Below are 26,221 nucleotides of genomic sequence, written 5' to 3'. Positions count from 1 at the left end.
TGGCAGTCCGGCTCCGCACCGGCAACGGTTGCCGGCCGGCGGGCTGGGCCGGGTCCCGGGCTGGTGAGCCAATCCGCCACACCGCCGCGCCTGTTTGCGGAGTCGGTGACGTCAGGCAGAATGTGCTTCATGGGGCGATGGAGCGAAGAAAAAGTGGTCGGCGCCGCTCCCGACCCCTCGTCCCTGGCCGCCGCCCGGAAGCTGGCGCTGCCGGGGCCGTGGTCAGAGACCGGCAGCAACGATGCCCTGGTCTGGGGAAAATGCCAAGGCAGCGGAAAGACCCCCTACCAGGTAAGCGTGGACGTTGCCGCCCCGGCCTACCGCTGCTCGTGCCCGAGCCGCAAGTTCCCGTGCAAGCATGCCTTAGCCCTGCTCCTGCTGTGGGCGCGGGGAGAATTGGCCGACGGCGGCGCGGAGACGGCCGCTTTCGCCGAGGAGTGGGCAAGTCAGCGGGCAGATCGGGCCGCCACCAGGGAGCGGCGCCACGAGGGTCCGCCGACGGATCCGGCCGCCCAGGCCAGGCGGCTGGCCGACAGACTGTCACTGATGGACGCCGGCATGGCCGACTTCGCCCGGTGGCTCACGGACCTGGTGCGGACCGGCCTGGCCGCCGCCCGCAACCAGCCGTATTCCTGGTGGGACGGGGTGGCGGGACGCCTGGTCGACGCCCAGCTGCCGGGCCTGGCCGAGCAGGTGCGGACCATGGGATCGGACGTCCATGCCCGCCCCGACTGGGCCGATCACCTGCTCTTCCGTACCGGCCGCTGGTGGGCCGTGACCAAGGCCTGGGGCAGACGGGACGGACTGACTGCCGAAGAGTTCGCGGACCTGCGTGCGGCAGTGGGCTGGGCGACGCCGTCCGCCGACGTCCAGGCGGCGGAGGCCCTGCCCGGCCCGTGGCTGGTGCTCGGCGCCCACCGCGGTGACGACGGACGGCTGCAGCAACAGCGCACGTGGCTTCGCGGGCCCGATGGCACCGTGGTGGTGGTGCTCGACTTCGCCGCCCGGGGTGAAGCGCTCGCAACGCCGCAGCTGGCCGGCGCCGTGCTGGACGTGATAGTAGCCCGCTACCCCGGTACGGCACCGCGGCGGGCGATGTTCACCGGTCCCATCACCCCGCGCGGACTGGCCGACAGCCTGGGTAAGGGCAGCAGCATCGCCGACGTGCTGGAAATGGAAGCGGCCGCCGTCGCGCTGTCCCCGTGGCGTCAGAGTCACCCGGCGCTGCTGGCCGGCGTCCGCGTCTGCCCTGGCAATCCCGGCTGGCTGCGGGACAGTGCCGGGGATGCCCTGCCCATGCTTGACGCACCCACGGTCCCGCTGCTTGCCCTGACCGGCGGCCACCCAGTCCAGGTGTTTGGAGAACTGGAGGACGGACGCGTCCGGCCCCTGTCCGTCGTCGTCAATGGAACGGTGGTGACGCCATGACCTGGCTGGCCGAACTTCGCAGTGCGGCCCTTATCGGCACGGGGCGGCATGCCGCGCCGCCGCCGGCGTCCGGACTGGGATGCCTCCCTCCCGGCGACGTGCCACCCGAGGAACTGCTGCTCGACCAGGCAGCTTTTGCGGACGTCATCACCCGCGCGGCCCGCCGCCCAAGTGATGTGGACGCCGCCAGGATGGCTGACCCGGCGCCGGTGGACAATGCGCCGCAGGCCACTGGAGAGGCAGCCCGCCTGCTGGACCTGCTCCTCAGCCAGCCGCCGGTTGGCCAGGAGCTGCGGATGCGCCTTGTCATTGACTGGCTGCAGTCCGCGGCCCAAGCCGGGCTCTGCGTTCCGCACCGCTTGCTCCCGGCCGTGCTGGCCCTGGCCGACGCACGGCCGGCGGTGGCTGAGCAGCTGCTTCCTGCCATCGGCGTCCGGGGCCGCTGGCTGCTGGACCTGGGCTCCACGGCGTCCGATACCTTTTCCGGGACCGCGTCCGCCGTGGCCGGGCACAAGGCGGCTGACGCTGCGACGGAACGTGAGCGGCTCCGGTGCAGCGACCCTGCCGCCGCCCGCGACCGGCTCCAGGAAGACTGGAACGGGTTCAGCGCCCGGGAGCGCGCCGCCGAACTGGGTGTTCTGGCCACCAACCTCGGCCCGGATGACGAAGACCTGCTGGAACGTGCACTGGACGACAAGGCCAAGATTGTCCGCGACGCCGCCGCCGCGCTGCTTGACCGGCTCCCCGCCAGCGCCAGGGCCCGGCGGATGGCCGCCCGGCTTGCGCCGCTCCTCCAGGTGAAGGGCCTGCTGCGCAGGCAGTTCGACATCGACCTGCCTATGGACCCGGACCCCGCAGCCGTGCGCGATGGGATCGCCCCGTCACCGCGCACCGGTGAACCCGACAGGCTGGGTCGGCTGGACACCATCATCCGCGGCGCGCCGCTGGACGTGTGGACGGCCGTCACCGGGCGGAACCCGGCGGCGACGCTGGCGATGCTGGAGCGGGAACCCCGCGTGGTAGAAGCCATCTTCACCGCCGCGGCCCACCGCTCGGACGCGGAATGGGCCCGCGCCCTGCTCGATCTTCGCGCTGATGCGCGCCTGCTGGCCTGCTTGCCGGCCGCCGAACAGGAACCCGCACTCCTCCGTCACGTCAATGGCGGCACGCTGCAGCCAGTGGCGCTGGCCGGACTGCTGCGCGACATGCCGCGGCCATGGGGACTGCCGTTGGGCACCGCCGTCGTCGGACTGCTCGCCGCCAAGGACGGCGGCTACCTGGCGGAACTGGTGGCTCCGTTCCTGCCGCTGGCACTGCCCCCCGATGCGGCAGAGCAGTGCCACCGCCTTCTTCAGCGTTCCGACGACGACGCCGTCCGGCGCCGGGTGTTCCGGGACGTTGTGCAGTACCAATCATTCCGACAATCCCTGACGGAGGCCTTCCGATGACCGAAGCCCAGACCACCGCCCCGGACATTCTGCGCGCCCACGCGGAAACCGCCTACGCCGATGAACTGCTGGCCCTCGCCGCCGCCGACGACCGGCCCCGGCCGCCCAGCTGGCAGCTGTCCCCGTGGGCGGTGGCCACGTACATCCTCGGCGGCACCCTCTCCGACGGCACGGTGGTCAGCCCGAAGTATCTGGGATCGGCCCGGCTGGTTGAAATTGCTGTGGCGTCACTGGCAACCGACCGGGGCCTGCTGCTCCTCGGCGTGCCGGGCACGGCCAAGACCTGGCTCGGTGAGCACCTGGCCGCGGCCATTTCCGGCACGTCCACCCTGGTGGTGCAGGGCACGGCCGGCACCCCCGAAGAGGCGCTGAGGTACGGCTGGAACTACGCCCGGCTGCTCGCCGATGGCCCCTCCCGCGCGGCCCTGGTGGCAGGACCGGTGATGCGGGCCATGGAAACCGGCAGCCTGGTCCGGGTGGAGGAGCTCACCCGGATCCCCTCGGATGTGCAGGATTCCCTCATCACGATCATGAGCGAAAAGACACTGCCGATCCCCGAGCTCAACGCTGAAGTGCAGGCACGCAAAGGATTCAATGTCATCGCCACCGCCAACAACCGCGACAAGGGCGTCAACGACCTGTCCTCGGCGTTGCGCCGCCGGTTCAACACGGTGGTCCTGCCGCTGCCCGACAGCCTCGACCAGGAAGTGGAAATCGTCACCACCCGCGTGCGCAGCCTCGGCGCGGCCCTCGAACTTCCGGCGGACCTTGCGGCTCTTTCGGAGATCCGGCGCGTGGTCACGGTGATGCGGGAACTCCGCGCCGGCCTCACCCAGGACCAGCGCACCACGCTCAAGTCCCCGTCCGCCACCCTCTCCACCGCCGAGGCGATTTCGGTGATGACAAACGGCCTGTCGCTGGCGGCCCACTTCGGCGACGGCAGCGTCCGCGCCCAGGATGTGGCGGCCAGCCTGGTCGGGGCTGTGGTGAAGGACCCGGTCCAGGACCGGGTGATCTGGCAGGAGTACCTGGAGACCGTTGTCCGGAACCGGCCGGAATGGAAGTACCTCTACCGGGCCTGCCGCGACCTCGAAAGCACAAACTGATCCATGACAGACGTCCATGTCCTGGGGATCCGGCACCACGGGCCGGGTTCGGCCCGTTCGGTAGCGGAGGCTCTGGCCACCATCCGGCCCGACCTGGTGCTGGTGGAGGGACCGCCGGAGCTCGATCCCGTCATCCCGCTGGTCGCCGATTCCGGGATGATCCCGCCGGTGGCGGCGCTGATCTACGCCGCTGACCAGCCGCGCCTGGCCACGTTCTACCCGCTGGCGGAGTTCTCGCCGGAGTGGGTGGCGTTCAGGTGGGCCCACTCAGTGGGGATTCCGGTACGGGCCATCGACCTGCCCGCGGCGCACAGCTTCGCGCTGCACGCGGCCCGGGTTGGGACCGACGACGACGCCGACAACGAAACTGACATCGACGCCGGGGATGCTCAGCCGTCGCCGGCGCAACAGCCCTACCGTCCCGATGCGGTCTCCATGCTGGCCCGGGCCGCCGGGTACAGCGACGCCGAGCGCTGGTGGGAGGACGCCGTCGAGCACCGAACCTCCGATCCCATCGACAGGTTCGCGGCCATCACCGACGCCATCGCGGAGATCCGCGCCGTGGACGGCCGTCCCGCCGGACACCCCGACGTCGTCGAGAACACCCGCCGTGAAGCAGCGATGCGTCGGCTCCTGAGGGCCGCCATGCGCGAGGGGCACGCACGGATCGCTGTAGTGTGCGGGGCCTATCACGCCCCTGCCCTGGTGCCTGCAAACTTCCCCGCGGCGACGGCGGATAACAAGCTTCTGGCGGGATTGCCCAAGACCAAGGTGGCGGTCACGTGGGTGCCGTGGACATCGGACCGGCTTCGCCTGGCAACCGGCTACGGGGCAGGAGTCACGGCGCCCGGCTGGTACCAGCATCTGTTCGCCCACTGGACTGCACAGGACCCCGCGGCTGACGTGGCCACAACGTGGCTGGTGCGCGTCGCCCGCACACTCCGCCAGGAAAACCTCGACGCCTCAACCGCTTCGGTAGTTGAGGCGAGCCGGCTTGCTGCCACCCTGGCCGCCGTCCGCGGCCGGCCCAGCCCCGGCCTGGTCGAACTGGACGACGCCGCCCAGGCGGTTCTCTGCGACGGCTCCCCGCTTCCCCTGGCTCTGGTGCGCCGCGAACTCACCATCGGGCCCGGGCTGGGAAGCGTGCCGGAGTCCGCGCCCACCGTACCGCTCGCCGCCGACCTGGCGGCCACCCAGCGCCGGCTGCGCCTGCAGCCCAAGGCGATGGAAGAGGTCGTGGCGATCGACCTCCGCAAGCCGGCCCAGCTTGCCCGGTCAGTGCTCCTGCACCGGCTGACCCTTCTGGGCGTGGACTGGGGAACCCCCGCCGACACCGGACGCACCACGGGGACGTTCAAGGAGGCCTGGACCCTCCGCTGGCAGCCGGAGCTGGCCGTCGCGGTGGTGGAAGCCGGCCGCTACGGGACCACGATCGCCGCGGCAGCCGCAGCATGCGTGGCCGAACGCGCCGAGGGTTCCGGCAGCCTGGCCGGCCTCAGCGAGCTCCTCGAAGGCTGCCTGCTGGCAGACCTGCCGGACGGCATCGGCTCTGTGGTGTCGGTGCTCGCCGAGCGCACGGCAGTGCAGCAGGATGTTGCCCCGCTGCTGGAAACCATTGCTCCGCTCGCCCGGACCTGCAGGTACGGGAATGTCCGCGGCGTGGATGTCACAGGTGTGCACACGATCCTCGATGCGACAGTAGTGCGGGCATGCGTGGGACTGCCTGTCGCCTGTGCCGGGCTGGACAACGCCGCGGCAGAGGCCATGCGGCGGGCCATGGATTCGGCGCAACACGGTCTGTCCTTGTTGCCGGACCTGCCACTGGACGATTGGCACCGGGCCCTGGCCGCCGTCGCCGGTTCGGACCGGATCCACGGGTCCGTCGCCGGCCGCGCCACACGTCTCCTGCTGGATGCCGGGCTGGTTGAACGCGATGAGGTGGCTGCCCGCCTGAGCCGGCGGCTGTCTATTGCCACCCCGGCACCCGAGGCCGCAGCCTGGCTGGACGGCTTCCTGTCCGGCGACGCGGTGCTGCTGATCCACGACCGGCACCTCCTGCAGATCATCGATGACTGGGTGGCAGGGGTCCAGGAGGACATGTTCGACGACGTCCTGCCGCTGCTGCGCCGGACGTTCTCGGGTTTCAGCCGGCCTGAGCGGCGCGAGATCGGCGAACAGCTTAGCCAGGGCCAGGGGCCTGCGCGGGGGCCGGACGCCGCCGAACCGGACCTGGGCCGGGCCGGCCCGGCCATCCGGACGATGGCACGAATCCTGGGATGGGAGGCGATCGCATGACTGACACACCTCCGGAGGACAGTGACAGGCTGAGCCGGTGGCGCCTGGTACTCGGCGGACAGGAGGCTGACGGCATCACCAGGGACGGCGGCGAAAGCGTTGTGCTCTCGGACGATGACGCGCGCCGGGACAGCGTGCTGGAGGCGCTCTATGACGCACCCAACAAGGGGCCAGGCGGCCTCGGGGCGTCCAGCCCGCGGGTCGCCCGGTGGCTGGGCGACATCCGCGGCTACTTCCCGTCCTCCGTGGTGCAGGTGATGCAGGCGGATGCCATGGACCGGCTCGGCCTGCGGCACCTGCTGCTTGAACCGGAGATGCTCCGCACGGTCCAGCCCGATATCAGCCTCGTCAGCACCCTCATCGGATTGGGCCGGGTGATCCCCGAGCAGTCACGCGAGACCGCCAGGACAGTGGTCCGGCAGGTGACCAGGGAACTGGAGGAGAGGTTGCGGGCCAGGACCATTCAGGCCGTTTCAGGGGCGTTAAACCGGGCCGCGAGGACCAGGCGGCCCCGGCACCGGCACATCGACTGGAACCGGACCATCGCCGCCAACCTCAAGAACTATCAGCCCGGGTACCGCACCGTGGTGCCGGAACGGCTGGTCGGCTACGCCCGGAGCAGTACTGAGGTGCAGCGCGAGATCATCCTGTGCATCGACCAGTCCGGTTCAATGGCTGAATCAGTGGTGTATTCCAGTGTGTTCGGGGCGGTCCTCAGCTCACTTCGGTCCGTCCGCACCCGGCTGGTGGTCTTTGACACCGAAGTGGTTGACCTGACCGAGGACCTGGAGGATCCCGTGGATGTGCTCTTCGGCGTGCAGCTCGGCGGCGGCACGGACATCAACCGGGCGCTCGCCTATTGCCAGGCCCGGATCACCCAGCCGGCCGACACGGTCCTGGTCCTGATCAGTGATCTCTATGAGGGCGGAATCGCCGAAGAGATGCTGCGGCGCGCCGCCGCCATCGTCGGATCAGGAGCAACCCTGATTGCGCTCCTGGCCCTCAGTGACAGCGGCCACCCCGGCTTTGACTCCAACCACGCCGCTGCGCTCGCGGGCATCGGAGTCCCGGCCTTCGCCTGCACGCCGGACCTGTTTCCCGAGCTGATGGCCGCGGCGATTGAACGCAGGGACGTCAGCGATTGGGCCGCCTCGCACGGCATCGCAACGGCCCACACGACCTGACTTCTCTCCGGAATCAGGCCTCCGCTGTGCCTTCGAAGGTCTGGATGGTGCGGCGTGCCAGGCGCGGGATGATCTGCTCTGCGCCGATGCTGCGGACATGGTCGTATTCACGGTGGGCCGCAAAGCCGGCGGCATCGGTGTAGCGCTCGAGGATCACGATGTGGGTGGGGTCTTCAACGCTTTGAAAGTACTCATACGAAAGATTTGCCTCTTCCGTCCGGGTGGCTGCGGCCATCTCGCCCAGCAGGCGGAGAACGGTTTCCGTTTCTTCAGGCTTCACCTGGTAGCGGACAACCACGTCGAAGTATGTCTGTGTCATAACAGCGTTCCTTGCTCTCGAGCCTTGCAGCCGGGTTCGAGGCCGGCAGCCACCTCATCGTAGCTGGCCGGTTACGCATCCAACCGGAACGCCACTCAGGTGGCGCCACATCAGGCATCAGCCTGGCCGTAGCGGAGCAGGGGGACGGCAGCCTATCCCCCCGCCCCTGTAGAATCCCGGAGCATGAGCTCCACACCAAGAACCTCCGCAGCAACCATCCGGGCCGTCTTCCTGGACGTCGACGGCACGTACGCGGACTACGGAATTGTTCCCGAGGGCCATGTGCACGCGGTCCGTGCGGCGCGGGCGGCGGGACACAAAGTCCTGCTGTGCACCGGACGTCCGGTGTCCATGCTGCCGGCGGCCATCCTCGGAGCCGGGTTCGACGGCCTGGTGGCAAGTGCCGGCGCTTACGTGGAGGTTGATGGTGAAGTGCTGCTGGACCGCCGGTTCCCTGCCGGCCTCGCAGCCCGAACCGTAGCAGCGCTCGACGCCCACGATGCCGTCTACGTACTTGAAGCCCAGGACTCCCTCCACGTGGCCCCGGAGGCTGAGGCACGGCTTCGCGCCATCATCGAAGAACATTTCCGTCGTGCCCCGGCGGGCCAGCCGAAGGGCTCCTCGGCAATCCTGGGATCCGTGCGCGTCACGCCCGACCGCGCAGCGGCCGCGTTCGCCAAAGTCTCGGTCTTCGAGGCTCCCGTGCCCATGGAGCGCATCGCCCGGGAAATCGGTCCGGACATCGCGGTCGTCGCGAATTCAATCGCCAATGAGGGGCGCCATGCGGGCGAGCTGTACCAGCGCGGTATCAGCAAGGCCGACGGCGTTGCTGCCGTGATTGCCCACTTCGGCATCGAACGCGAAAACACTGTTGCGGTCGGTGACGGCCAGAACGACCTCGAAATGATTGCGTTCGCGGGTGTGGGCATTGCAATCGAGGGCTCCTCCCCGGAACTCCTTGCCTTGGCCGACCGCACGGCCGCGCCCCCGCACCGCGAAGGACTGGTTGACGCGTTCACCGAACTGGGCCTCATCTAAGGGAAGGCGGCAGGGCTGCCGGCCGAAGACCGCACCCGGGTCTCCTGAGAGCCTCACCGCCTGGCCGGTCCGCGTTACTGGTTGTCCCCGAAGGAGACGCCGCTGCCGAAGCGACAGCTGGCGTTGAGGGCAGCTTCCGCGATGCCGGTCAGGTAGCCGTCCAGCGCATTGGTGCCGGAAATCAACGCCGACGGCGCATAGGCCACCGCCAGGGCGATCCGCCGGCGCCCGTCGGCGCTGGCCATGGCCACGGTCCCGTACCCCGGGATGTCGCCGACGTAGCCGACGTAGAAGCCATTGGTGCAGCGATCGTTCCACTTGTAGAGCCCAAGCCCGAACTTTGCGTGGACGGGCCCCTGCATTTCCGCCACCAGGTTCCGGTTAATCAGCCGGCCCGCCAGGAGTGCACCGAGGAACGCGTTGAGGTCACCCACCGTTGAGATGAGGCCGGTATCCGCGGCCCCGATGTGCAGGGCAGCATAGGTTGTGTCGGCGGGGCCGGCGTCGAGGCGTGTATAGCCATGAACCATGTCCTCAGGGACGGGGCCATCGTCCGTCAGCCGGGTGCTGCTGAGGCTCAAGGGCTGCGTGACATCTGCTTTCAGGACCTCGGCGAGAGGCTTCCCGCGGAGACGCTCAACGATCAGGCCCAGGGCGACGTAGTTGCTGTTCGAGTGCTCGTACCACTGGGAGGGTAAGGGCTTCCAAGGAAGCGTTGCGGCCAACGCAAGTCTGTCCACAGCGCCCATTCGTTGAGTAAGTGCCCGCTCCCGTGCGGGTGAATTCAGCAGGCCGCTGTAGTAGTCGGGTATGTCGGAGGTGTGGCGGAGCAGATCACGCACGGCAGGGAGCTCCTGCCCGGGGAACAGGCTGTGCAGCTCCGGCAGGTACGTGCCAGCGGGTTCGTCGAGGGACAGCCCGCCTTCGTCCGCGAGCTTGAGCACGGAGACGGCAACGAAGGATTCGGTCATGTCACCGGCGTGGATGGGATCCGTTGCCAGGGCAGCGTCTCCGCCGGCTTTGCGGACGCCCGCGGCGTGGGTCCAAGGCTCGTCAGCCCCTACTCGCAGTTCGAGCAGGACCGCAGAGGCTCCGGCATCGATCAGCTCCCTGCTGGCATGTTCAAGCCGGGCCTTCGGCTCAACGCCACGGTCCGGATAAATCCGGGGGCGGTCAGAAGGCACGGCTGCTGCCGGGGGCGCCGACGCGGGTGCGGCGGGCTCCCGGAAGTCGTGCTCCGTTTCGTAGGTGCAGCTACCCAGCGCCATGCTGATTGCAGCCGCGACGGTCATTACTGCTACGCGGGCCGGCGATCCGCGCGCACCGCACCCTGACATCGGACAAACCTTCTGCCTGCCGGTTCCCGGCCCGCCGTGGAGCGGGCTGTTCCGACACTTTTATGCTCCCACCGCTTCCGAACGAGTCAATACCGGCGCCCAGGCGGCCGGTGCCTGGGCGAGCCTGGCCCGGGCATTCTCAGGCGACGGTTTCCAGCAATGTGGCGGGAGACGGCACACCTTCGAAGTAACCGCCCTTGAAGAACAGCAGCGGCTCGGCGTCCTCCCGGGCGCCAAGGGAGCGGACCGCGCCCACCACGATGGTGTGGTCGCCGCCGTCGTACTCCTCATGAAGCTCGCAGTCCACCCAGGCAAGCGCCTGGTCCAGCACCGGGTTGCCCAGCGGCGAGGAGCAGTAATCGACGCCGGCAAACTTGTCGGTTCCGGAACGGGCAAACCGGGCGGCCAGATGCTGGTGCCCGGCGGGCAGGATGTTCACCGTGAAGCGTCCGGCCCGGCGGAGCTGCGGCCACGTGCTCGAGCTGCGGGCGGGGCTGAAGGTGACCAGGGCCGGATCAAGGGAGAGGGAGGAGAAGGACTGGCACGTGAAGCCCGCCGGACCGTTGTCCGTTGCTGCCGTGATCACAGTCAGGCCGGAGGCAAAGTGGCCCAGGACGTGGCGCAGGTGCTGCGGGGTGAGGTCAAAATCTTCCGTCATGTTCTTCCTTTCAAAGGCCGGTGCACCAAACCAACCACCCGCCCTCAATCCCTTACAAACGCAGGTGAAATGCGCCGACGCGCAAGGCAACGCGGCTTCACGCTCCGAAGCATGGAGTAACGATGCGGCCGGGCATTTCAGGTATTGAGCGTGCCCCTGACGATGCTGACGCTTGAGTGCGCCGGATTGCCGTCCACGGGCTCGTCCGAGACGTCCACGATGGGGAAGTCGGTAAGTTCCAGCCCGGCGGGCACCGCGAAGGTGCCCGAATCCGAATTCATCACGCCCAAGCTGACCAGCCGTGAGAGGTCCGGGGCGATCAGCCAGACTTCCTGGTAACCCTGCGCTTCGTCCTTGCTCAGCTTCACTTCCAGCGTGCGGGAGCCGTCCGCTGCCTCGACCACCTTCGCGGAGCCGGTGGCAGAGTGCTGGGCCAGCGGTGTCAGTTCGGCCTGGGCCAGCGGTGTGGTGGACTGGTTCAGGCTCCACACGGTTGCTCCCGCCACGAGCACCGTTGCCGCTGCGGCGGCGGCCAGCCAGGTGCCGGGACGCTGCCACCAGGCGGCCGTCCGGCGCCTGGCATCAAGGGAAACAGGCTGATCCGGCGCTCTTTCGTGCACCGGCGCAACGCCAGGCTCCTGCGCGGCTCCCGGTTGCTGCGCTGGTTGCGGTTGTGGCCCGGCTCCCGGTTGTGGCCTCGTCCCTGGAGCATCCCGCACGGTGGCCAGCGGGTCTTCCTGCACTGCCGTGGAGAGGCCAAGTTCCCGGTGGATGCCGGCCCACACGTGCGGGCCGGGCGCTTCAAGGGAGCTGGCGTCCGGCGTAGTCTTCACGGCGGACACTGCGCGGCGCAGTGCCGCGTAATCTTCCGAGCAGACACTGCAGCTGCCCAGGTGTTCCCTGCCGTCCTCATCGAGCCAGTCGTCGTACAGCGCGAGGAGGCTCAACCGGTCCGGATCAAGATGCGGCATGGTCTACCTCCAATCTGTTTCTCAAGTGCGACAAGCTGCGGCGGATATGGCTCTTGACGGTACCAAGCGGAAGTTCAAGTTTCCGGGAGATCTGCTCATGCGTCAGGTCTTCGAAGAAGGCGAGCTTCATAATGGAGCCTTGGGGTTCGCCGAGCCTGTCCAGTTCTCCGTCCAGGAGCAGCCTGTCCGCCAGAACCTCGGCTGTTTCCAGCCCCGGGTCTGCCTCGGCCGGTCCCTGGACCCCGGCCACTGCCAGGACCTTGCGGAACTCCCGCGTCGAGGCCGATTGAGCGTCCGAAATGGCGTTCCGGGTGATGCCCACGATCCAGGCGGGAAGCCGTGCCATCTGGGGGTTGAAGGTACTCCGGGACCGCCAGACCCTGATGAAGACTTCCTGGGTGACGTCGTCGGCCGTTGAACGGTCCCGCAGGGAGCGCAGGGCCAGCGTGTGCACCAGCGGAGCAAACTCACGGTAGGCCGCTGCCAGGGCACGCTCGTCGCCAGCGACGAAGGAGGAGGTCAGCCCGTCATCCCACCCGGAAGGCGAAGGGTCAGGAAGTGCCAAGCTTGACTCCTTCCCGGCATCGGTGGCGAGAATCACGGCTGGTCGCCGTTCACTCAAGGACCGCGGTGACAATCACATTGTCGCTGTAGTCCATTCGTTCGTCCAGCCATCTTCCTCCGCAGGTCACCACTTTCAGTTCATGCGGACCGGCGCGTCGGAAGAGGGAATCACCGTCAAAGCTGTCCTTCGACATCAGGTCCACGGAAACCACCCGATAGGTCAGGGACGATGCATCCTGCCGCCCCACCTCGATGACAGTCCCTGCCGCCAACGTCTTCAACTGCGACAACGGTGCCCTGTCAGACGTGGTGTCGATGTGCCCGGCGATGACCGCTGTCCCGGCTGCCGCTCCCGGGGCCGGGCCGAACCGGTACCAGCCGGCCTGGTCGAAAGCCTCCGGTAGTTCCATTGCCGTGGCCGCTGCCACGCCCACCGGGATCACCGTCATGTTGATGGATGTTCCCGCCACGGTCAGGGACGTGGGGACGGGAACGGCCGCTGCGGGTGCCGGCGGCGTGGCCGGCCGTACCGGGATGGCGGCTTGAGTGGCCGGCGCCCGGGTTTCCGCAGGGGTGGCTGCGGCGGCGGTAGCAGGGCCGGCGGCCGCGGCGGACGGTGCCACCTGCGCGGGCGGACCGGCAGGGCCGCACGCTGTCAGGAGCAGCGCCGCAGCGGCTGCGGCGAGGCCGGCCCGCCACGGAACGGGTGTGCGACGGCGGGACCCGCCTGCCGTCGTCGTGCGTGGTGTCATGACCCGCCCCTTCCGCGAATGTGACTGCACCTTGCAAATGAAAAGGTGCCCGGCCGCCGGCTGCACCGGTGGCCGGGCTACCTGCGTTTCACGCCCGACGGCCGGGCTCCAGGGGTTCCCCTGCCCGAAGGGCGGCGATGGTGCGCATCATGCCGATGCCGCCAAAGAGCAGGACCAGGGCCAGGGCAGCAAATCCGACGGTCACCACCACCGATCCGGCCGATACACCGCCGTCGATGCCAGTGGCGGCAAGTCCGCTATCCGCTGAGCCGTCACGGGCCCCCGGGACAGAACCTGGTGCCGAGTGCAGGCCTTCGATGGTCTGCACAGCCAACTGGAGGTTGTTGTCCGCCAGGCTGCCCCAGGCGTAGACGACGGTATGCGTGCCCTCGGCGACCGTCACATCAGCCGGGCCGATCACCGGGGTGGTGGTGCCGGTTGCAGCCACGGCAGCCGAGATGGTTCCCGGATCAAGGGTCAGGGTCTGTTCGCTGGGGTTGGCCAGGTTGGACACCACGGCCGCGCCTCCGGCGAGCACGTCCACGGCGGGAGCCGCGGCGGTGTGCCGGACAGTCAGCTTGCCCTTGCCCGCCTCGATCCGGGACACGTCATTGGTGAACAGGTTGGCAGTGGGTTTGCCTGCCGCATCGAGGTTGGCAACGGCGGTGTAGTTCCCGTTCGCGGCCAGGTTCACGGTCACGGGCCCGATGGCCGGGGCCGAAGCATCAGCGGCATCCGACGCGGTGATGGCGAGTTCATAGGCACCCGGCGGCAGCGCCAGTGGGCCTGCCAGCGAACCCGGAGTGAAATCATCGAGCGTGCGGTCACCGTTGACCCAGACATCCACCGTTAACCCGGGCACGCCGTGCAGCACGGAAAGCTGGGCGTCCCCCTCGGCGGCCTGGGCCGGGCCGGCGAAAGCGATTGCTGCCGCAATTGCCGCTGCGCCTGCTCCTGCTGTGAAAATGCTCCTGCGCATGTCCTTCTCCTTCATCGGCCCGCCCCGCGGGCATTTTTGCTTACACCCCTACTACCGGCGCAGTGCAGGATTTGGATGCATATGCACAGAAATTCTTCGAGGAGTTTTTCGGCGTAGCCCGTCAAAGGCGATGCCTGGTGAGAACGCTTTCATCCAATGAAATCCCGGCTCCATTCTGGCGCCAGGATCGGAGATGCTTTTCCAGACCCCATACTGGGCGATACAGGAAAGAAGGAACCGATGTCCCTCAGCGTTGAGGAAATGAACCAGCAGTTGCCGGTGTCCAATGCCTTGCCGGGCGAGGCAGTGCCGTACTACATGGCCTCGGGGGAAGGCGCCCGCTACGAGATCAACGGGCAATTGGTGACCGTGATAGCCCGCGCCGCGGACACCGGCGGGATCTTCAGTGCCGCCTACATCTCCGGCGGCATGGGCGCGGAAACGCCCTTTGTCAGCCACACAGTGGAGCACAAGACCCTCTACGTTTTCGACGGCATCCTGCATGTGTGGCTTCCTGGCGAGAGCCGTATCCTCACCCCCGGCGACTCGGTGGTCATCCCGCCGGGTACGCCTCACGCGTACCGGATGGCGAGCCACTACACCCGCTTCCTGAACTGGATGACACCCGGCGGCGCCGAGGCCTACTACGAGCGCGTGGGCACCCCGATCGATTCCCACGTTCCGCCCGTGCGGGCCGGCCGTAAGGCCGGCCTCCAGGAACAGGCCGAGGTGGGCGCCGAGTTCGGTATCACGTTCCCGGACGTCGAGCGGGTCACGCCCACGTTCAAGCACGACGCCGGCCTGCCGCCCACGCAGAGCCCCTACTTCCTCAGCGCTCACGAGGGCGAGCGCCTGGCCAGCTACCAGACCATGTTCACCTACCTCTCGCGCCCGGCGAACACGGGGTCCAACTATTTCGCGGTCCACACGAAGGGCGCTAAGTCCCCGTATATCCCGCTGCACTTCCACTCCGAGCACACGGAGAACTTCCTGTGCACGGAAGGGCGGATGTGGCTTTACGCCAACGGCAGGGAGATGCTGCTGACCAAGGGCGACTTCGTCCACGCCCCTGCCGGCACCGTCCATTCGTTCGCCTTCGATTCCCACAACACGCAGATGGTGGGCTTCCTGACGCCATCGGTCTTCAACGGCTTCTTCGAGTACTTCAACAAACCCACCGGGGATTACATGTATACCGAAGGCGGCGCACCCTACATGGACATGGAGGGTTTTGGCCGGGCACAGGCGGAGATGGATCTGACCGTGGTGGGTCCTCCCCCGCAGCGGCGGACTGCGCTGGACATCTCCTAGCGTAACCATCGGCTGCTGAGTAGGTGTCGTTTTGACCCTCCAAAACGACACCTGTAGAGCAGTCGATGCCGTTGCTCCACAAACCAATGGCCCGGACCTCCGAAAGGAAGTCCGGGCCATTTTCTGGTTCCTGGGAGCCATCGAGTGCTCCGTAAACGCCGTTTTGGCGGCCCAAAAGGGCAGTTACGGAGCAATCGATGGGTGTTGCTTGACGAGTTCGCGGCCGTAGTCGTTGCCGTTGGGTGTCCGCACCACGGTGTGCATGTGGAACGGGGCCGGCTCGTCGTTGCTGAGGAACACGCCGGTGTGGTGGTCCAGTTCCAGGACCACCACCGGGCTCTGCAGCCTGAAGTAGAAGGCTTCCTCACCTTGCCAGCCGCCGATCCAGCTGAAGAAGCTCTCGTCGTAGCGGTCGGTGATCTCGCGGCGCCGGGCAGCCCTCGGACCGTCGGGCAGCCCTCGGACCGTCGGGCAGGTACGCGATGAAGTCCTCCACCACCGCGTCCAGGATTGCCCGGGCTTCGGGAGGCATGTCCGCCACCAGGATGCCCTCGTACGGGATGATCCGGTTGTCCTGGAAACATCCGCCGAGGTGCCGCTCGTCGCCCGCGTGAAGCCGGTCTTCGGGCATCGCTCGATCCACCATCGATGCATACACCGTGGCTTCCGTGCGCAACTCCGAAGGCAACGCAGCCATGAGCTGCCGCGCCAGGGCGATGCGCTCCTTGAACACGGCCACCCCCTGGTACGGCCCGGCGTCGATTACGTCAGGCTCGGCGCCCATAAACACCGGCGAGACCACCAGCTGGGTTCCCATTACCAGGCAGTTGAGCGCGGCGTGGTGCCCGAACAGCTGCCACCCCCACGGCTTCGTCTCGGACGGTTCCCCGAACAGGGCAAAGTTGTAGCTGAACTCGTTCATCAGCAGCGGCAGCTCCACCAGTTCACCGAGGAAGCCGTTGATCCGCATGAGGTTCCGCACAAGCTCGAAGCCGGCCGGGCTCAGCGATGCTTCCACCACGGCGAACACGGCATCGCGCACCGGGGCGTCCAGTTCGTCGAGCCGCAGTCCCGTGTCGTGCTGCATAAACTCCGGGTTCGCCCAGCTCTGCCATTCCGGAGCATCCACGGCGTAACTTAGCCGGGAGGCCTGCTCGAGGGTGACGGCATCGAGGAGCTTGCGGGCCGCCGCGGTCATCTCCGCGGTAGGCGCTTCCTCCCCCGCCCGCGCGGGAGCGAGCGGATACAGCCCGGGGCGGAGGACGCCGTCGTTCGTGATGCCCTTGAACGGCTGCGGATACAGCTTCTGCCAGCCCTCGATCATGGGCCCGGCGAAGGAATCCCTGGTGGCGGCCTCAGCGTATTCGCGAGCGTTCAGGCCGCGGATCTCCGCTACGCGCGGGTGGTCAGGGGTAAAGAGATAATCACGGAACGACGACGCGGTCACGGGCCTTCCCTTCCTGCTCGGTGTGTTGGTTCTGCTGTTCCGGCTGCTGTGCCTTGTCTTCCGACGCGGGCCGGCCGGTGGCCACGGCCAGTGCCGCCGCTGCCGCCTCTGCCGAACTCCCGCGCCAGGCAACGTGCTGGTCGGGGCGGACCAGCACCGCGTCGGCGCCCCAGAGTCGGGACGGGGAGGTCCCGTCGTCGAAATGCCCGACGGCGGCAATCGCCACCGGGATTCCCTTCCGGCCCGCGGTCTGCGCCACGGGAGCAAATGCCTCCTCGGCTGGCTTGCCGGCCAGCGCAGCTGCATCAATGAGCAGCGTGAAGCCGGCACCCAAGAGGTCGTACACGGAGACGGTTTCATCCAGCCAGGCGTGTGGAAGCAGGGCGCCCGGACTGGCGGACGGAATGTACACGATGGGATCCTCCGCCGGGGCCGGCAACCCGTCCGGGACCACCACGGGTGAGTTCCCGTAGGCGTAGCCGAGGACCAGGCCCAGGGAGTCGAACTCGCTCTGTTTAACGGCCAGGGCTTCGCCCGCCGCGTCCCGCGCTGCTTCACCGGCGGTCCCGCCGGCAAGAAGAGCGGGGTCGGCGAAGTGGTAGGCAAGTGCCTTGCCGTTGGCGGCGGCATCCCTGATGGTGCGGTCCGCCACCGGACGGCGCTCTGCCTCGTAGCTGTCCAGCAGGTCCGGGCCGCCCCACCCGGCAAGAACTGCGGCGAGCTTCCAAGCCAGGTTCGCGGCGTCCCCAACACAGGTGTTAAACCCGTGTCCGCCCCAAGGCGGGTTGAGGTGGGCGGCGTCGCCCACCAGGAACACCCCCCCGCGGTGGTACTCCGGGGCCAGCAGCATGCGCGCCGTCCACGGATCGGTGGCAAGGACGTCAATATCGACGTCGGCGCCCACCAGCGAGCGGACCATCGCGGCAGCACTCCCGGTGTTCACCTCTTCCTCCGGATCGACGCCTTGGACGATTGCCCACCACGTACCGCCGAGATCCATCGGCCCCACCATTCCGGACGTGTCCGCGCCGACCACCCAGTACTGCACTGCCGGTTCCAGTGCCACCGCGGAAGCGAGGCCCCCGGAGCGGAACAGGATGCTGATGTTGGAGAGGGCTGCCGACCCGCCTTCCAGACGGATGCCCAGGCTCCGGCGCACGGCGGAGGACCCGCCGTCGGCACCGATCACGTATTCGGCACGGATGGTGCGGGAGGCACCCGAGGCAGCAGCGACGTCGACGACGTATGCCGGCGTGGATGCGCTGTCTTCCGCAACGCCGGATTCAGTGCCCTGCACGTCCGCGACGCTCCAGCCCGTCACCATCGTCACCAAAGTCGACCCGGCAACGGCCGCCCGCAACACCTCCTCGAGCACGGGCTGCGGAACCTGCTGGCCGCACTCCGGCTGGGGGCCATACCGGCCGGGCACCAGCTGGAAAGCCTGCCGGAAGCGGCGCAGTTCGTGGACGCCCGGGCCGGTGAGGCTGGTGCAGAAGCTGACGTCCTGCGAGTAGTCCACCGGCAGGGGCGACGCAGCGCGCAGTGGATCGGCCAGGCCAAGCCTGCGCAGGTGCGTCATAGTGCGGGCATTGGTGGTTTTGGCCCGCGGCCGGGCGTGGTCCACGGAATCCCGCGGCTCCACCACCAGGCTCGCGATGCCGCGGGAGGCCAGGTCAAGCGCCAGGAAAAGGCCGCTGGGGCCGCCGCCGGAGATCAGGATCTGTGTCTCCGCCGGCAGTATGTCCGGGCTAGCGAAACGGTGGGTGACCATCAGGCCCTCGCCCGGAGCGCCGGGTCGCCGATGGGGGTCACCAGGGTGCCCAGCCGCTCAATTTCCACTTCCACGGTGTCGCCGGCCTGCAGGAGCCACTGCGGTGTCCGCGCGTAGCCCACGCCCTCCGGGGTGCCGGTGGCGATCACGTCGCCGGGGTGGAGGGTGAAGGTTTCGCTGATCAGCGAAATGATGGCCGGCACGGAGAAGATCATGTCCCTGGTGTTGCCGTTCTGGACTTCGGTGCCGTTCACGCGCGTCCGGACCTGGAGGCCGTCCCGGAGATCGCCCACCTCGTCGCGGCTGACCAGCGGGCCCAGCGGGCCGGTAAAGTCACCGTTCTTGCCCAGCGTCCACTGCGACGTCAGCTTCTGGGCACGGCGGGCCGTGAGGTCGTTGAAGGTGGAATAGCCAAAGACGGCGTCCGCGGCGGCTGCCTCATCAGCGGACTCGACGCGCCGGCCGAGATAGGCTGCAACTTCGCCTTCCCAGTCCAGCCCGGCTTCGCCGCCAGGTACCGGCACCGGGACGTTGCCCACGGACAACGACGCCGTCCAGCGCCCGAAGAGGGTGGGGTACGGCGGCAGGTCCTGGTCCTTGAAGCTGCCTTCTGCGGCGTGCGCCTTGTAGTTCAGTCCCACGCAGATCACGCGGGCGGAGGCAGGGACCAGCGGCACTTCGGCGACGGTTCCGCGCTCAAGCGAGCTGCCGGCGTCGGCCGTTAGCGTGACTGCCTTGTCCTGCCAGCCGGCGGGATCGCGCCAGAAATCGCCAACGGGCGCGAGCGGGTAAAGGAGCGGGTCCACAAGGGCTGCGGCCCAGGACTCGCCCTGGTGGTTGATGCCAACAAACTGCATAAGGGGGCCTTTCACTTCTTGCCCGGGCTGGTGCCCGGGATGTCTGGGGTCAGGGCTGGTAAGCCTGGCGGCGGAAAAAGTCGATGGTGGCGCCGGCGGCTTTCGCTGCCGCGGCCGGGTCCTGGCCCGGCAGCTGCCACATGTGGTCGGCTCCTTCAATGAGCAAGAGTTCGACGTCGGTGCCCGCGGCTTCCAGCGCCGCGGCCAGCGTCGCGGACTGTGCGGGCGGCACAAAACGGTCAGCGGTTCCGTGCGCCAGGAAGAACGGCGGGGCGTGGTTGCCCGCGTAAGTGACAGGACTCGCGGCCACTGCCTTGTCCGGTGCTTCGGCGGGCTGGGCACCCAGGAGGAGCGCCTCCCTCGAACCTGGATCATCGGCGCTGGCGACGGCGCCGGGCAGCGCCTGTTGCCCCATGTGGAGCAGGTCGGTGGGCGGGTACCAGGCCGCCACGGCGGCCACGGCGTCGCTGACGTCCGTTGGCTTGCCGGAATCATCCCGGCCGAGCCACTCCGGGGATCCGCCGGTCAGCCCCACCAGACACGCGAGATGTCCACCGGCCGAGTCGCCCCACGCGTAGATCCTGTCCGGGTCCACGTTGTACTCAGCGGCGTGCGCCCGGAGCCAGCGGACCGCGGCTTTTGCGTCCACCAACTGGGCCGGGAAGGTGGCCACAGAGCTCAGCCGGTAGTCGGCCGAAGCGACCACAAACCCAGCATCCGCCAGGCGCTCTATCGGGCTCAAACCGAGTGTGTCCACGTGCGGGCCCAGGGATGAACGGCCCCCGGTTCGCCAGCCGCCGCCGTGGTAATGGACGACCGCCGGCATAGCTCCGGACTGCTTCGGGGCGGCGGGGGTGTAGAGATCAAGCAGCAGCGGGGCTGACCCCTCGCGGTGGGCAAACTCGATGCCCTTCACAACCCGCCCTGCCGTCGTCGTTGACTCCATGTCTTACCGCGCCATTTCGTTCATGCGCCGGGCCACCCGTGTGGACCGTGTCACAACTCAACTTTCGCGTACGGCGAGTGCCCTCCGCATGGCCGCTTTCACTCAATGAAACAGCTTTGAAGACCTGCCGCGTCGAAGCCCGACACCGGCCTCACAGCGCCCTGACGGAGGCCAGCTCCTTTGCCAGGAAATCCAGGACGGGCTGCGCCTCCGGGCTGCCGGCCGCGTGGTTGAGGTGGCCGTGGACCGCTCCGCGGGCGAGGAAGTAGGACACCGGAATGCCTGCCTGTTTCAGGTTGGCGGCGAAGCTCTCCGATGAGCCACGGGCGTCGTCGTACTCGCAGGCAACGATGGCCGTCGGCGGCAGCCCGGACGGGTCTGCGTAGCCGGGCATGGCGTAGGAGGACGCCATGCTGACGGGGCCGCCCACGTAGTTTTCCGCTTGCCGGACGCAGTCTTCGCGGGTGAAGCGAAGGTGCCGGGGAAGTGTGGCCATCACCTGCTCGTCCAGCCCGCCTGCGGGCGGCGGCAATTCGGCGTGCAGGAAGGGATAGGCCAGCAGGAGCTTCGCAGGCAGCGGCCTGCCGGAATCTGTCAGGTACAGGGCCGCGCCCACCGCGAGGTTTCCGCCCGCACCCGCCCCGCCCAGGCACAGGAGTTCAGGATCCAGCCCTAGCCCCGCAGCGTTACTGCGCACCCAGGACCAGGCGGCTAAAGCGTCTTCGTGGGGCACGGGGAAGTGGACTCCGTCGCGTGCCAGCCGGTAGTCGACCGACAGCACCGGGGTGCCGGCGGCTGCCAGCATCCGGCCCAGGTAGTCGGACTCGGGCATGTCCAGGCTGCCGCTGACGAATCCTCCGCCGTGCAGCCACACCAGTGCCGGTCCGGCCGCGCCGGCCACCTCCCCGTAGATCCGAATCGCCACCGGCCCGGAAATGCCATCAGCGGTGACGGTACGGATGGGAACATCGGGGCCACTCTGTCCCGCAGGCGTTTCCGGGCCTTCAGGAGCAGCGAGGTACTCAGCGAAACCCGCGTCGGGTGCCGGCGTCCCGCCGTCGGCAGGAGCCGATGCCTCCCGCTGAGGGGCTGTCATGGCCTGCCCAGCTTTTCGACGAAGAAGCCGACGGCGGCAGCAAGGATGGCGTCCAGCTGGTCCTCCGCGCCGAAGAAGCAATGGTCCGCACCCTTGATGGTGACCACTTCGTGTTCCACTCCCGCGTGCGCAAGTGCACCGGCCAGCAGATCTGTCTGCTCGTGCGGCACCAGGCCGTCGCTGTCGCCGTGGACCAGCAGGAAGGGCGGGGCACCGGCCGTTACGTAGCTGACCGGGCTCGCCGCGGCCAGGAGCGCGGGATCGTCGGAGCCGCCCACCAGCATGGGGCCGGGCTGAAGCGGCATCCCGGCCGGCACCGCGGCAGTCAACGCAGGCGGGAACAGTCCGGCCAGCTCGTCCCTGGCCGGGATCCGGGCTAGTGAGGAGGTTCCGTAGAAATCGGCCACCGCGCTGATGCTGCTGGGGTGCCCCTGGGCGCCAAGGCCGCCGTGCAGGTCGTCCCGGTTTCCGGTCAGTCCCAGCATTGCCGCCAGTTGGCCGCCAGCGGATTCGCCCCATGCCCCGAGCCTGTCAGGATCGACGCCCAGGTCCTCCGAAAATTCCCGAAGATAGCGGACAGCAGCCTTCACGTCATGCAGCTGGGCGGGGAACGGCGCCTCCAAGGAGTGCCGGTAATCGACAGTGGCGCAGGCAATCCCGGCCTCGTTGAGCAGGCGGAACACGGAGTCCGGTTCGAAAGTGGGCGGCAGCTCGCGGCGGTCACCCAGCTGGAAGGCGCCGCCATGGACCCACACCACCAGCGGCACGGGTCCGGCAGCCTGGCGGGGAAGCCAGATGTCCATCTTGAGCGGCCGGAAACCGATGGCGCGGGCGTAGGTGACTTCCCTGTGCACTGCGGAGACGTCCGAGACGTGCCCGGGAACGCCCGGGGCATCGAATACCGGGAACGCCGGAACCTTCACGCTGCCCGGGCGGACAGGGTCCGTGTGTTCGGTATAGCGGACCTCGTTGGCTTCGTTGACACTCATGGTGTGCTCCTTACGAGCTCTGGGTTTTCGGGAGTTCCGCAGCGGGCTGCGGCAGTGAAGTGATGGGTTCCGGGGCCGACGACGGCGGGAGGCAGGCCGGGGAGCCGGACTTCGGCGGTGGTGCCCGGAGGGACCGCAACGCGAAGCTGCAGCCCGCCGTCGTCCATTACCCACTGCACCTCAATCAGGCCTTGCGGGCCTCGATGGGAGGTGGCCGCAGACGTCAGCGCCGGCCCGGGCCGCGGCTCGACGATGATGCGTTTGTAGCCCGCGCTGCCGGGAGCCTGCCGCAGGCCGGCCGTGTAGCGGTGGAGGAAGGACACCACGGCGCCCTTGCTGTAGTGGTTCAGGGACTGGTGCGGGGCGCCATCGGCGTCGAGTCCGTTCCACAGCTCCCACATGGTGGTGGCGCCACGGTCCACCATCACCAGCCAGGATGGTTCCGAGTCCTGCATGAGCAGCTCGTAGGCCAGGTCCGGTTCACCGTTATCTGCCAAAACGGGGAGCAGGTAGGGCGTTGCCAGGAAGCCGGTCCCCACGTGCGTTCCGGCGGCCCTGATCAGCGAGACCAGCTGAGCCGTGACGGCGTGGCGCTGCTCCGGGCTGACAAGATCAAACGCCAGTGCCCGGACGCAGTTCGCCTGGCTTGGCTGGGTCAGTTGCCCTGCGGAGTCAAGGTATTCCGCGGCCCAGGCCTGCCGGACGTTTTCGGAGAGCTCAGCCAGCTCCCGGGCTTCCGTCGCGTAGCCGAGAACGGCCGCACTCTTCGCCATCAGGGCCGTGGTGTTGCGGTAGTAGGCTGTGGCCACGATGCCGTGATCGGCGGAGCGGGAACCGAACAGGTCCGGTTCCGGGCCGTCCGGTTCCATCCATTCACCAAAGTGGAAGCCGGTGTCCCAGAGGAACTTTTCGTGCGGGGCTGGAACCGGGCCGGCAGCAGTTCGGAGCGGGTGCCGCTGCGTCTCTGCGGTGCTTCGGACGAAGCCGAGCCAGCGGTTCATCGCCTCCCGGTTTTCGGCCAGGATCCCGGCGTCGCCGGTGGCCAGGTAAAGCTCCCACGGCACCATCACGATCGCGTCGCCCCAGCCGCAGGACCCGTTGGTGAACGCCATGAACTCAGCAGAGGTAATCCCCGGGCCTGGCGACGGGGAGATGTTGGCGATGACGCCGTTCTCCCACTGGTCGGCACGGACGTCGCTTAGCCATTTCCGCGAGAAGCCGGCGACGTCGTAGAGGTACGCGGCGGTGGTCACGAACAGCTGCCAGTCCCCCGTCCAGCCGGCCTTCTCGCGCTGCGGGCAGTCGGTGGGCACCTCGCAGGAGTTGCCCCGGAAACTCCGGTCCACAATCCCGTGCAGCCTGTTCAGCCTCTCATCACTGCAGCTGAAGGCGCCCAGCGGTTCGAGGTCAGTCTGGACCAGGCAGGCCGTGATGTCCTCAGCGGCCAGATCCGCCGCAAGGCCCTGCACGGACACGTACTGGAAGCCGTGGGTGGTGTGCCGCGGTTCGAACACTTCCCCGGGAGCGCCCGACGCCGTCACCGCATCGACCTGCCCGGCGGGCAGGAACTGACCGGGGCGGCGGAAGTCGTGCGGGCGCAGGTGGTCCTGGCTCACGTCGCCGTCACCGTCCAGCGCCTCGCCGTAAACGAGGGTGACCGTCTCCCCCGGCGGGCCGAGCCTGCTGAGACGGACCCAGCCGTGGATGTTCTGGCCGAAATCCACCACGTGGTGGCCGTTGGCCACGCGGGTGATGGAGACCGCCGCAAGCTCGTCCACGATGCGGGTGGGCGGCGCCACCGGGCCGGTCAGGGTTGCATAGCTGCCTTGACGCACGACGGCGGGACTCACCGGAAGAGCGCTGCCGTCACCGGCGCGCGGCACGCGGAAGTCGACCCGTTGGCCCGCCATAAGGTCCGCGCTGACGATTTCCGTTGGGGACACCAGCCATGACGAGTCGGTGCCGATGACCGTTCTGCTGTTCCCGGACTGCAGCTCCACCTGCGCAAGGAGGGCCGTGTGCGTGCCGTACATGTCGGCGTCGCGCGTGTATCCGAAGGTTCCGCGGTACCAGCCATCCGTGAGGACGGCGCGGATGGTGTTGGTGCCGGGGTGCAGAAGCGCGGTGACGTCGTAGGCCTGGACCTGCAGGGTGGTGTTGTAGCTCGTTGAACCGGGGGTAAGTTGCTGGTCGCCGACGCGCACGCCGTTGAGGAACAGTTCGTAGATGCCATTGGCGGTGGCGTACACGCGGGCTGTCTTCGGTGCGGCGTCCAATGTCAAGGTCTTGTGCAGGGCGTAGCCGCGGCGCTCGCCGGGGGCCGGAACATCGGGTTCGTCAGGCCCGATCCACTGCGCTGTCCAGTCGGAGGCGTGCAGGAGCCCCAGCTCCACGGGCATCGGGTCAGACCAGGCGCTCTCCGTTTCGGTGCCGTCGGCGTTCGTGTCCCACGTCCGCACCCGCCACTCGAAGCGGCTGCGCGACTGCAGCGCCGGCCCGGAATATGGCACCAGGACATGCTGCGCGGACTCCAGCCGGCCGGTGTCCCAGCCGTTGCTTGCCGTGATCCGATACGCGCCCTGCGACATGGTTCCGGCGGGCGGTGTCCAGCTCAGGCGCGGCTGCGTGGTGGTGATGCCCATCGCCTCGCGCAGGTGCTCCGCGCGAAGCCTGGTGGGCGCGGCCGGGGCCAGGAGTGTTTCCCCGACTAGGGAGTCGAGACTGGTGGAGGTCATGCAGGAAGCTCCTGTACGTGGAGTGGCTGGGGTTCAAGCTTCGTGTCCGGCCAGCTGACGCTCACAGCGATCTTTCATTGGTTGGAATGGTATTGTGCTCTAGCTCACGGACTGCGGTCCGAACCTCCAACGGCGCAAGGACCTCACGCATGACCGTCCCTTTGGACATGGACACCACCCCCACCCGGGGGAAGCGGCCCAAGCAGGGCGAACCGGTCATTGACCGGGCGCTGAGCCTGCTCGCGGTCTTCTCCGACCGCCGCCGGGCGCTGACCCTTTCGGAACTGGCGCGCCATGCCGGGATGCCCGCGCCCACCGCGCTGCGCCTGATCGCCCGCCTGGTGGCGTGGGGTGCACTCGAACGGCTCGACGACGGCCGGTACGTGGTGGGGGTGCGCCTGTGGGAGGTGGCTTCCCTGTCGCCGCGCGGCCACGGGGTGCGCGAGATCGCGCTGCCCTACCTCGAGGACCTCTTCGAGGTGACCCGCCACCACGTGCTGCTGGCCGTCCGCGACAACGAGGAAGCCGTGCTGATTGAGCGGCTGTCCTCGAAGGACGCCACCGAAGTGGCCTACCGGGTGGGCGGGCGCGCGCCGCTGCGTTCAACCGCCGTCGGGCTGGTGCTCCTTGCCGGCGCGGACCAGCAGTTCCAGGAGGCGACGCTGCGGAAGCCGCCGGAGAACGAACCCGGAGTGGACCACATGCCCGAAGGACAGCTGCGCCGGACCCTGTCCGATGTCCGGCGCACCGGCGTCGCCATGATCCGCCGCTCGGCGCCCTCGCGGACGGTGTCTGTGGCCTCGCCGATCTTTGATGCGCAGGGCTCGGTGGTTGCAGCGCTGTCCATCGTGGTCCCGGACGGTTCCACGCCGGCCAACGTGCTGGCGCCGGCGGTCCGCGCCACGGCACGCGCGGTCTCGCGGAACCTGGGCCACCTTGCCGAAGTCAGCCCTGACGTGCGGACGCACTCGGAGGGGTGACCTGCCCTGC

General features: G+C 68.4%; 23 protein-coding genes. 8 read left to right on the top strand and 15 right to left on the bottom strand.

Going from position 1 to position 26,221, the window contains the following annotated elements:
• The first annotated feature begins 129 nt into the window (after positions 1–129).
• The 5 genes from IDT60_RS08830 to IDT60_RS08810 are packed head-to-tail and all read left to right on the top strand — an operon-like array spanning position 130 to position 7,461.
• On the top strand, positions 130–1,428 hold the full coding sequence (locus IDT60_RS08830) for an SWIM zinc finger family protein (protein ID WP_191081628.1): 1,299 nt from the start codon (positions 130–132) through the stop codon (positions 1,426–1,428).
• Entirely contained in the window at positions 1,425–2,876 is a 1,452-nt protein-coding gene (locus tag IDT60_RS08825; RefSeq protein WP_191081627.1) for a DUF5691 domain-containing protein, read from the top strand. Before IDT60_RS08830 ends, IDT60_RS08825 begins: the two co-directional genes overlap by 4 nt.
• Complete coding sequence (locus tag IDT60_RS08820) at positions 2,873–3,982, top strand: AAA family ATPase (RefSeq protein WP_191081626.1); 1,110 nt, start codon at positions 2,873–2,875, stop codon at positions 3,980–3,982. Before IDT60_RS08825 ends, IDT60_RS08820 begins: the two co-directional genes overlap by 4 nt.
• 3 nt (positions 3,983–3,985) lie before the next feature.
• Positions 3,986–6,277, top strand: a complete 2,292-nt coding sequence (locus IDT60_RS08815; RefSeq protein WP_191081625.1) for a DUF5682 family protein — start codon at positions 3,986–3,988, stop codon at positions 6,275–6,277.
• Positions 6,274–7,461 (top strand): VWA domain-containing protein, encoded by a 1,188-nt coding sequence (locus IDT60_RS08810; protein ID WP_191081624.1) that lies wholly within the window; start codon positions 6,274–6,276, stop codon positions 7,459–7,461. Before IDT60_RS08815 ends, IDT60_RS08810 begins: the two co-directional genes overlap by 4 nt.
• Before the next feature lie 13 nt (positions 7,462–7,474).
• Here the strand turns inward: IDT60_RS08810 and IDT60_RS08805 are convergent, their stop codons facing one another.
• Positions 7,475–7,780 (bottom strand): putative quinol monooxygenase, encoded by a 306-nt coding sequence (locus IDT60_RS08805; protein ID WP_191081623.1) that lies wholly within the window; start codon positions 7,778–7,780, stop codon positions 7,475–7,477.
• Between the two features lie 183 nt (positions 7,781–7,963).
• On the opposite strand from IDT60_RS08805, the gene IDT60_RS08800 reads away from it, so the two are divergent.
• On the top strand, positions 7,964–8,818 hold the full coding sequence (locus IDT60_RS08800; RefSeq protein ID WP_164199991.1) for an HAD-IIB family hydrolase: 855 nt from the start codon (positions 7,964–7,966) through the stop codon (positions 8,816–8,818).
• 74 nt (positions 8,819–8,892) lie between these two features.
• Here the strand turns inward: IDT60_RS08800 and IDT60_RS08795 are convergent, their stop codons facing one another.
• From IDT60_RS08795 to IDT60_RS08770, 6 genes are all read right to left on the bottom strand, one after another.
• Positions 8,893–10,110 (bottom strand): serine hydrolase, encoded by a 1,218-nt coding sequence (locus IDT60_RS08795; RefSeq protein WP_191081622.1) that lies wholly within the window; start codon positions 10,108–10,110, stop codon positions 8,893–8,895.
• A 184-nt stretch (positions 10,111–10,294) separates the two neighbouring features.
• Positions 10,295–10,813 carry a flavin reductase family protein gene (locus tag IDT60_RS08790; RefSeq protein WP_191081621.1) on the bottom strand — a complete coding sequence of 173 codons (519 nt, stop codon included), beginning with the start codon at positions 10,811–10,813 and terminating at the stop codon, positions 10,295–10,297.
• A 137-nt stretch (positions 10,814–10,950) separates the two neighbouring features.
• Positions 10,951–11,784, bottom strand: a complete 834-nt coding sequence (locus IDT60_RS08785; protein WP_191081620.1) for an anti-sigma factor — start codon at positions 11,782–11,784, stop codon at positions 10,951–10,953.
• Positions 11,771–12,349, bottom strand: coding sequence for an RNA polymerase sigma factor (locus IDT60_RS08780; protein ID WP_223883931.1), 579 nt, complete (start codon positions 12,347–12,349; stop codon positions 11,771–11,773). The genes IDT60_RS08785 and IDT60_RS08780 overlap by 14 nt, the downstream gene beginning before the upstream one ends.
• A 49-nt stretch (positions 12,350–12,398) precedes the next feature.
• Entirely contained in the window at positions 12,399–13,100 is a 702-nt protein-coding gene (locus IDT60_RS08775; protein WP_191081619.1) for a class F sortase, read from the bottom strand.
• A gap of 88 nt (positions 13,101–13,188) precedes the next feature.
• Positions 13,189–14,079, bottom strand: a complete 891-nt coding sequence (locus IDT60_RS08770; RefSeq protein ID WP_191081618.1) for a DUF4397 domain-containing protein — start codon at positions 14,077–14,079, stop codon at positions 13,189–13,191.
• Positions 14,080–14,319: 240 nt separating this feature from the next.
• Here IDT60_RS08770 and IDT60_RS08765 point away from each other — a divergent pair, with 240 nt between their 5' ends.
• Entirely contained in the window at positions 14,320–15,390 is a 1,071-nt protein-coding gene (locus tag IDT60_RS08765) for a quercetin 2,3-dioxygenase (protein WP_191081617.1), read from the top strand.
• Between the two features lie 183 nt (positions 15,391–15,573).
• Here IDT60_RS08765 and IDT60_RS23385 read toward each other — a convergent pair whose 3' ends face one another.
• From IDT60_RS23385 to IDT60_RS08730, 8 genes are all read right to left on the bottom strand, one after another.
• Positions 15,574–15,810, bottom strand: a complete 237-nt coding sequence (locus IDT60_RS23385) for a DUF3500 domain-containing protein (RefSeq protein ID WP_255527089.1) — start codon at positions 15,808–15,810, stop codon at positions 15,574–15,576.
• A complete protein-coding gene (locus IDT60_RS08760) occupies positions 15,755–16,837 on the bottom strand; it encodes a DUF3500 domain-containing protein (protein WP_255527080.1) in 1,083 nt (360 codons plus the stop codon). The genes IDT60_RS23385 and IDT60_RS08760 overlap by 56 nt, the downstream gene beginning before the upstream one ends.
• On the bottom strand, positions 16,815–18,608 hold the full coding sequence (locus IDT60_RS08755) for an FAD-dependent monooxygenase (RefSeq protein ID WP_191081616.1): 1,794 nt from the start codon (positions 18,606–18,608) through the stop codon (positions 16,815–16,817). Before IDT60_RS08755 ends, IDT60_RS08760 begins: the two co-directional genes overlap by 23 nt.
• Entirely contained in the window at positions 18,608–19,465 is an 858-nt protein-coding gene (locus IDT60_RS08750) for a fumarylacetoacetate hydrolase family protein (RefSeq protein WP_191081615.1), read from the bottom strand. The genes IDT60_RS08755 and IDT60_RS08750 overlap by 1 nt, the downstream gene beginning before the upstream one ends.
• Positions 19,466–19,514: 49 nt before the next feature.
• Positions 19,515–20,411: an alpha/beta hydrolase gene (locus IDT60_RS08745; RefSeq protein ID WP_191081614.1), complete on the bottom strand. Its 897-nt coding sequence runs from the start codon at positions 20,409–20,411 to the stop codon at positions 19,515–19,517.
• 151 nt (positions 20,412–20,562) lie between these two features.
• Positions 20,563–21,507, bottom strand: coding sequence for an alpha/beta hydrolase (locus tag IDT60_RS08740; RefSeq protein WP_191081613.1), 945 nt, complete (start codon positions 21,505–21,507; stop codon positions 20,563–20,565).
• Entirely contained in the window at positions 21,504–22,496 is a 993-nt protein-coding gene (locus IDT60_RS08735; protein WP_191081612.1) for an alpha/beta hydrolase, read from the bottom strand. Before IDT60_RS08735 ends, IDT60_RS08740 begins: the two co-directional genes overlap by 4 nt.
• Entirely contained in the window at positions 22,493–25,231 is a 2,739-nt protein-coding gene (locus IDT60_RS08730) for an alpha-L-rhamnosidase (RefSeq protein ID WP_191081611.1), read from the bottom strand. Before IDT60_RS08730 ends, IDT60_RS08735 begins: the two co-directional genes overlap by 4 nt.
• 149 nt (positions 25,232–25,380) lie before the next feature.
• On the opposite strand from IDT60_RS08730, the gene IDT60_RS08725 reads away from it, so the two are divergent.
• Complete coding sequence (locus IDT60_RS08725) at positions 25,381–26,211, top strand: IclR family transcriptional regulator (RefSeq protein WP_191081610.1); 831 nt, start codon at positions 25,381–25,383, stop codon at positions 26,209–26,211.
• Positions 26,212–26,221: the final 10 nt, after the last annotated feature.

This window comes from Pseudarthrobacter sp. BIM B-2242, from assembly GCF_014764445.1.
GTDB lineage: Bacteria > Actinomycetota > Actinomycetes > Actinomycetales > Micrococcaceae > Arthrobacter > Arthrobacter luteus_A.
The sequence above is the reverse complement of the archived record's forward strand: the minus strand, read 5'-3'. Positions and strand labels throughout refer to the sequence as shown.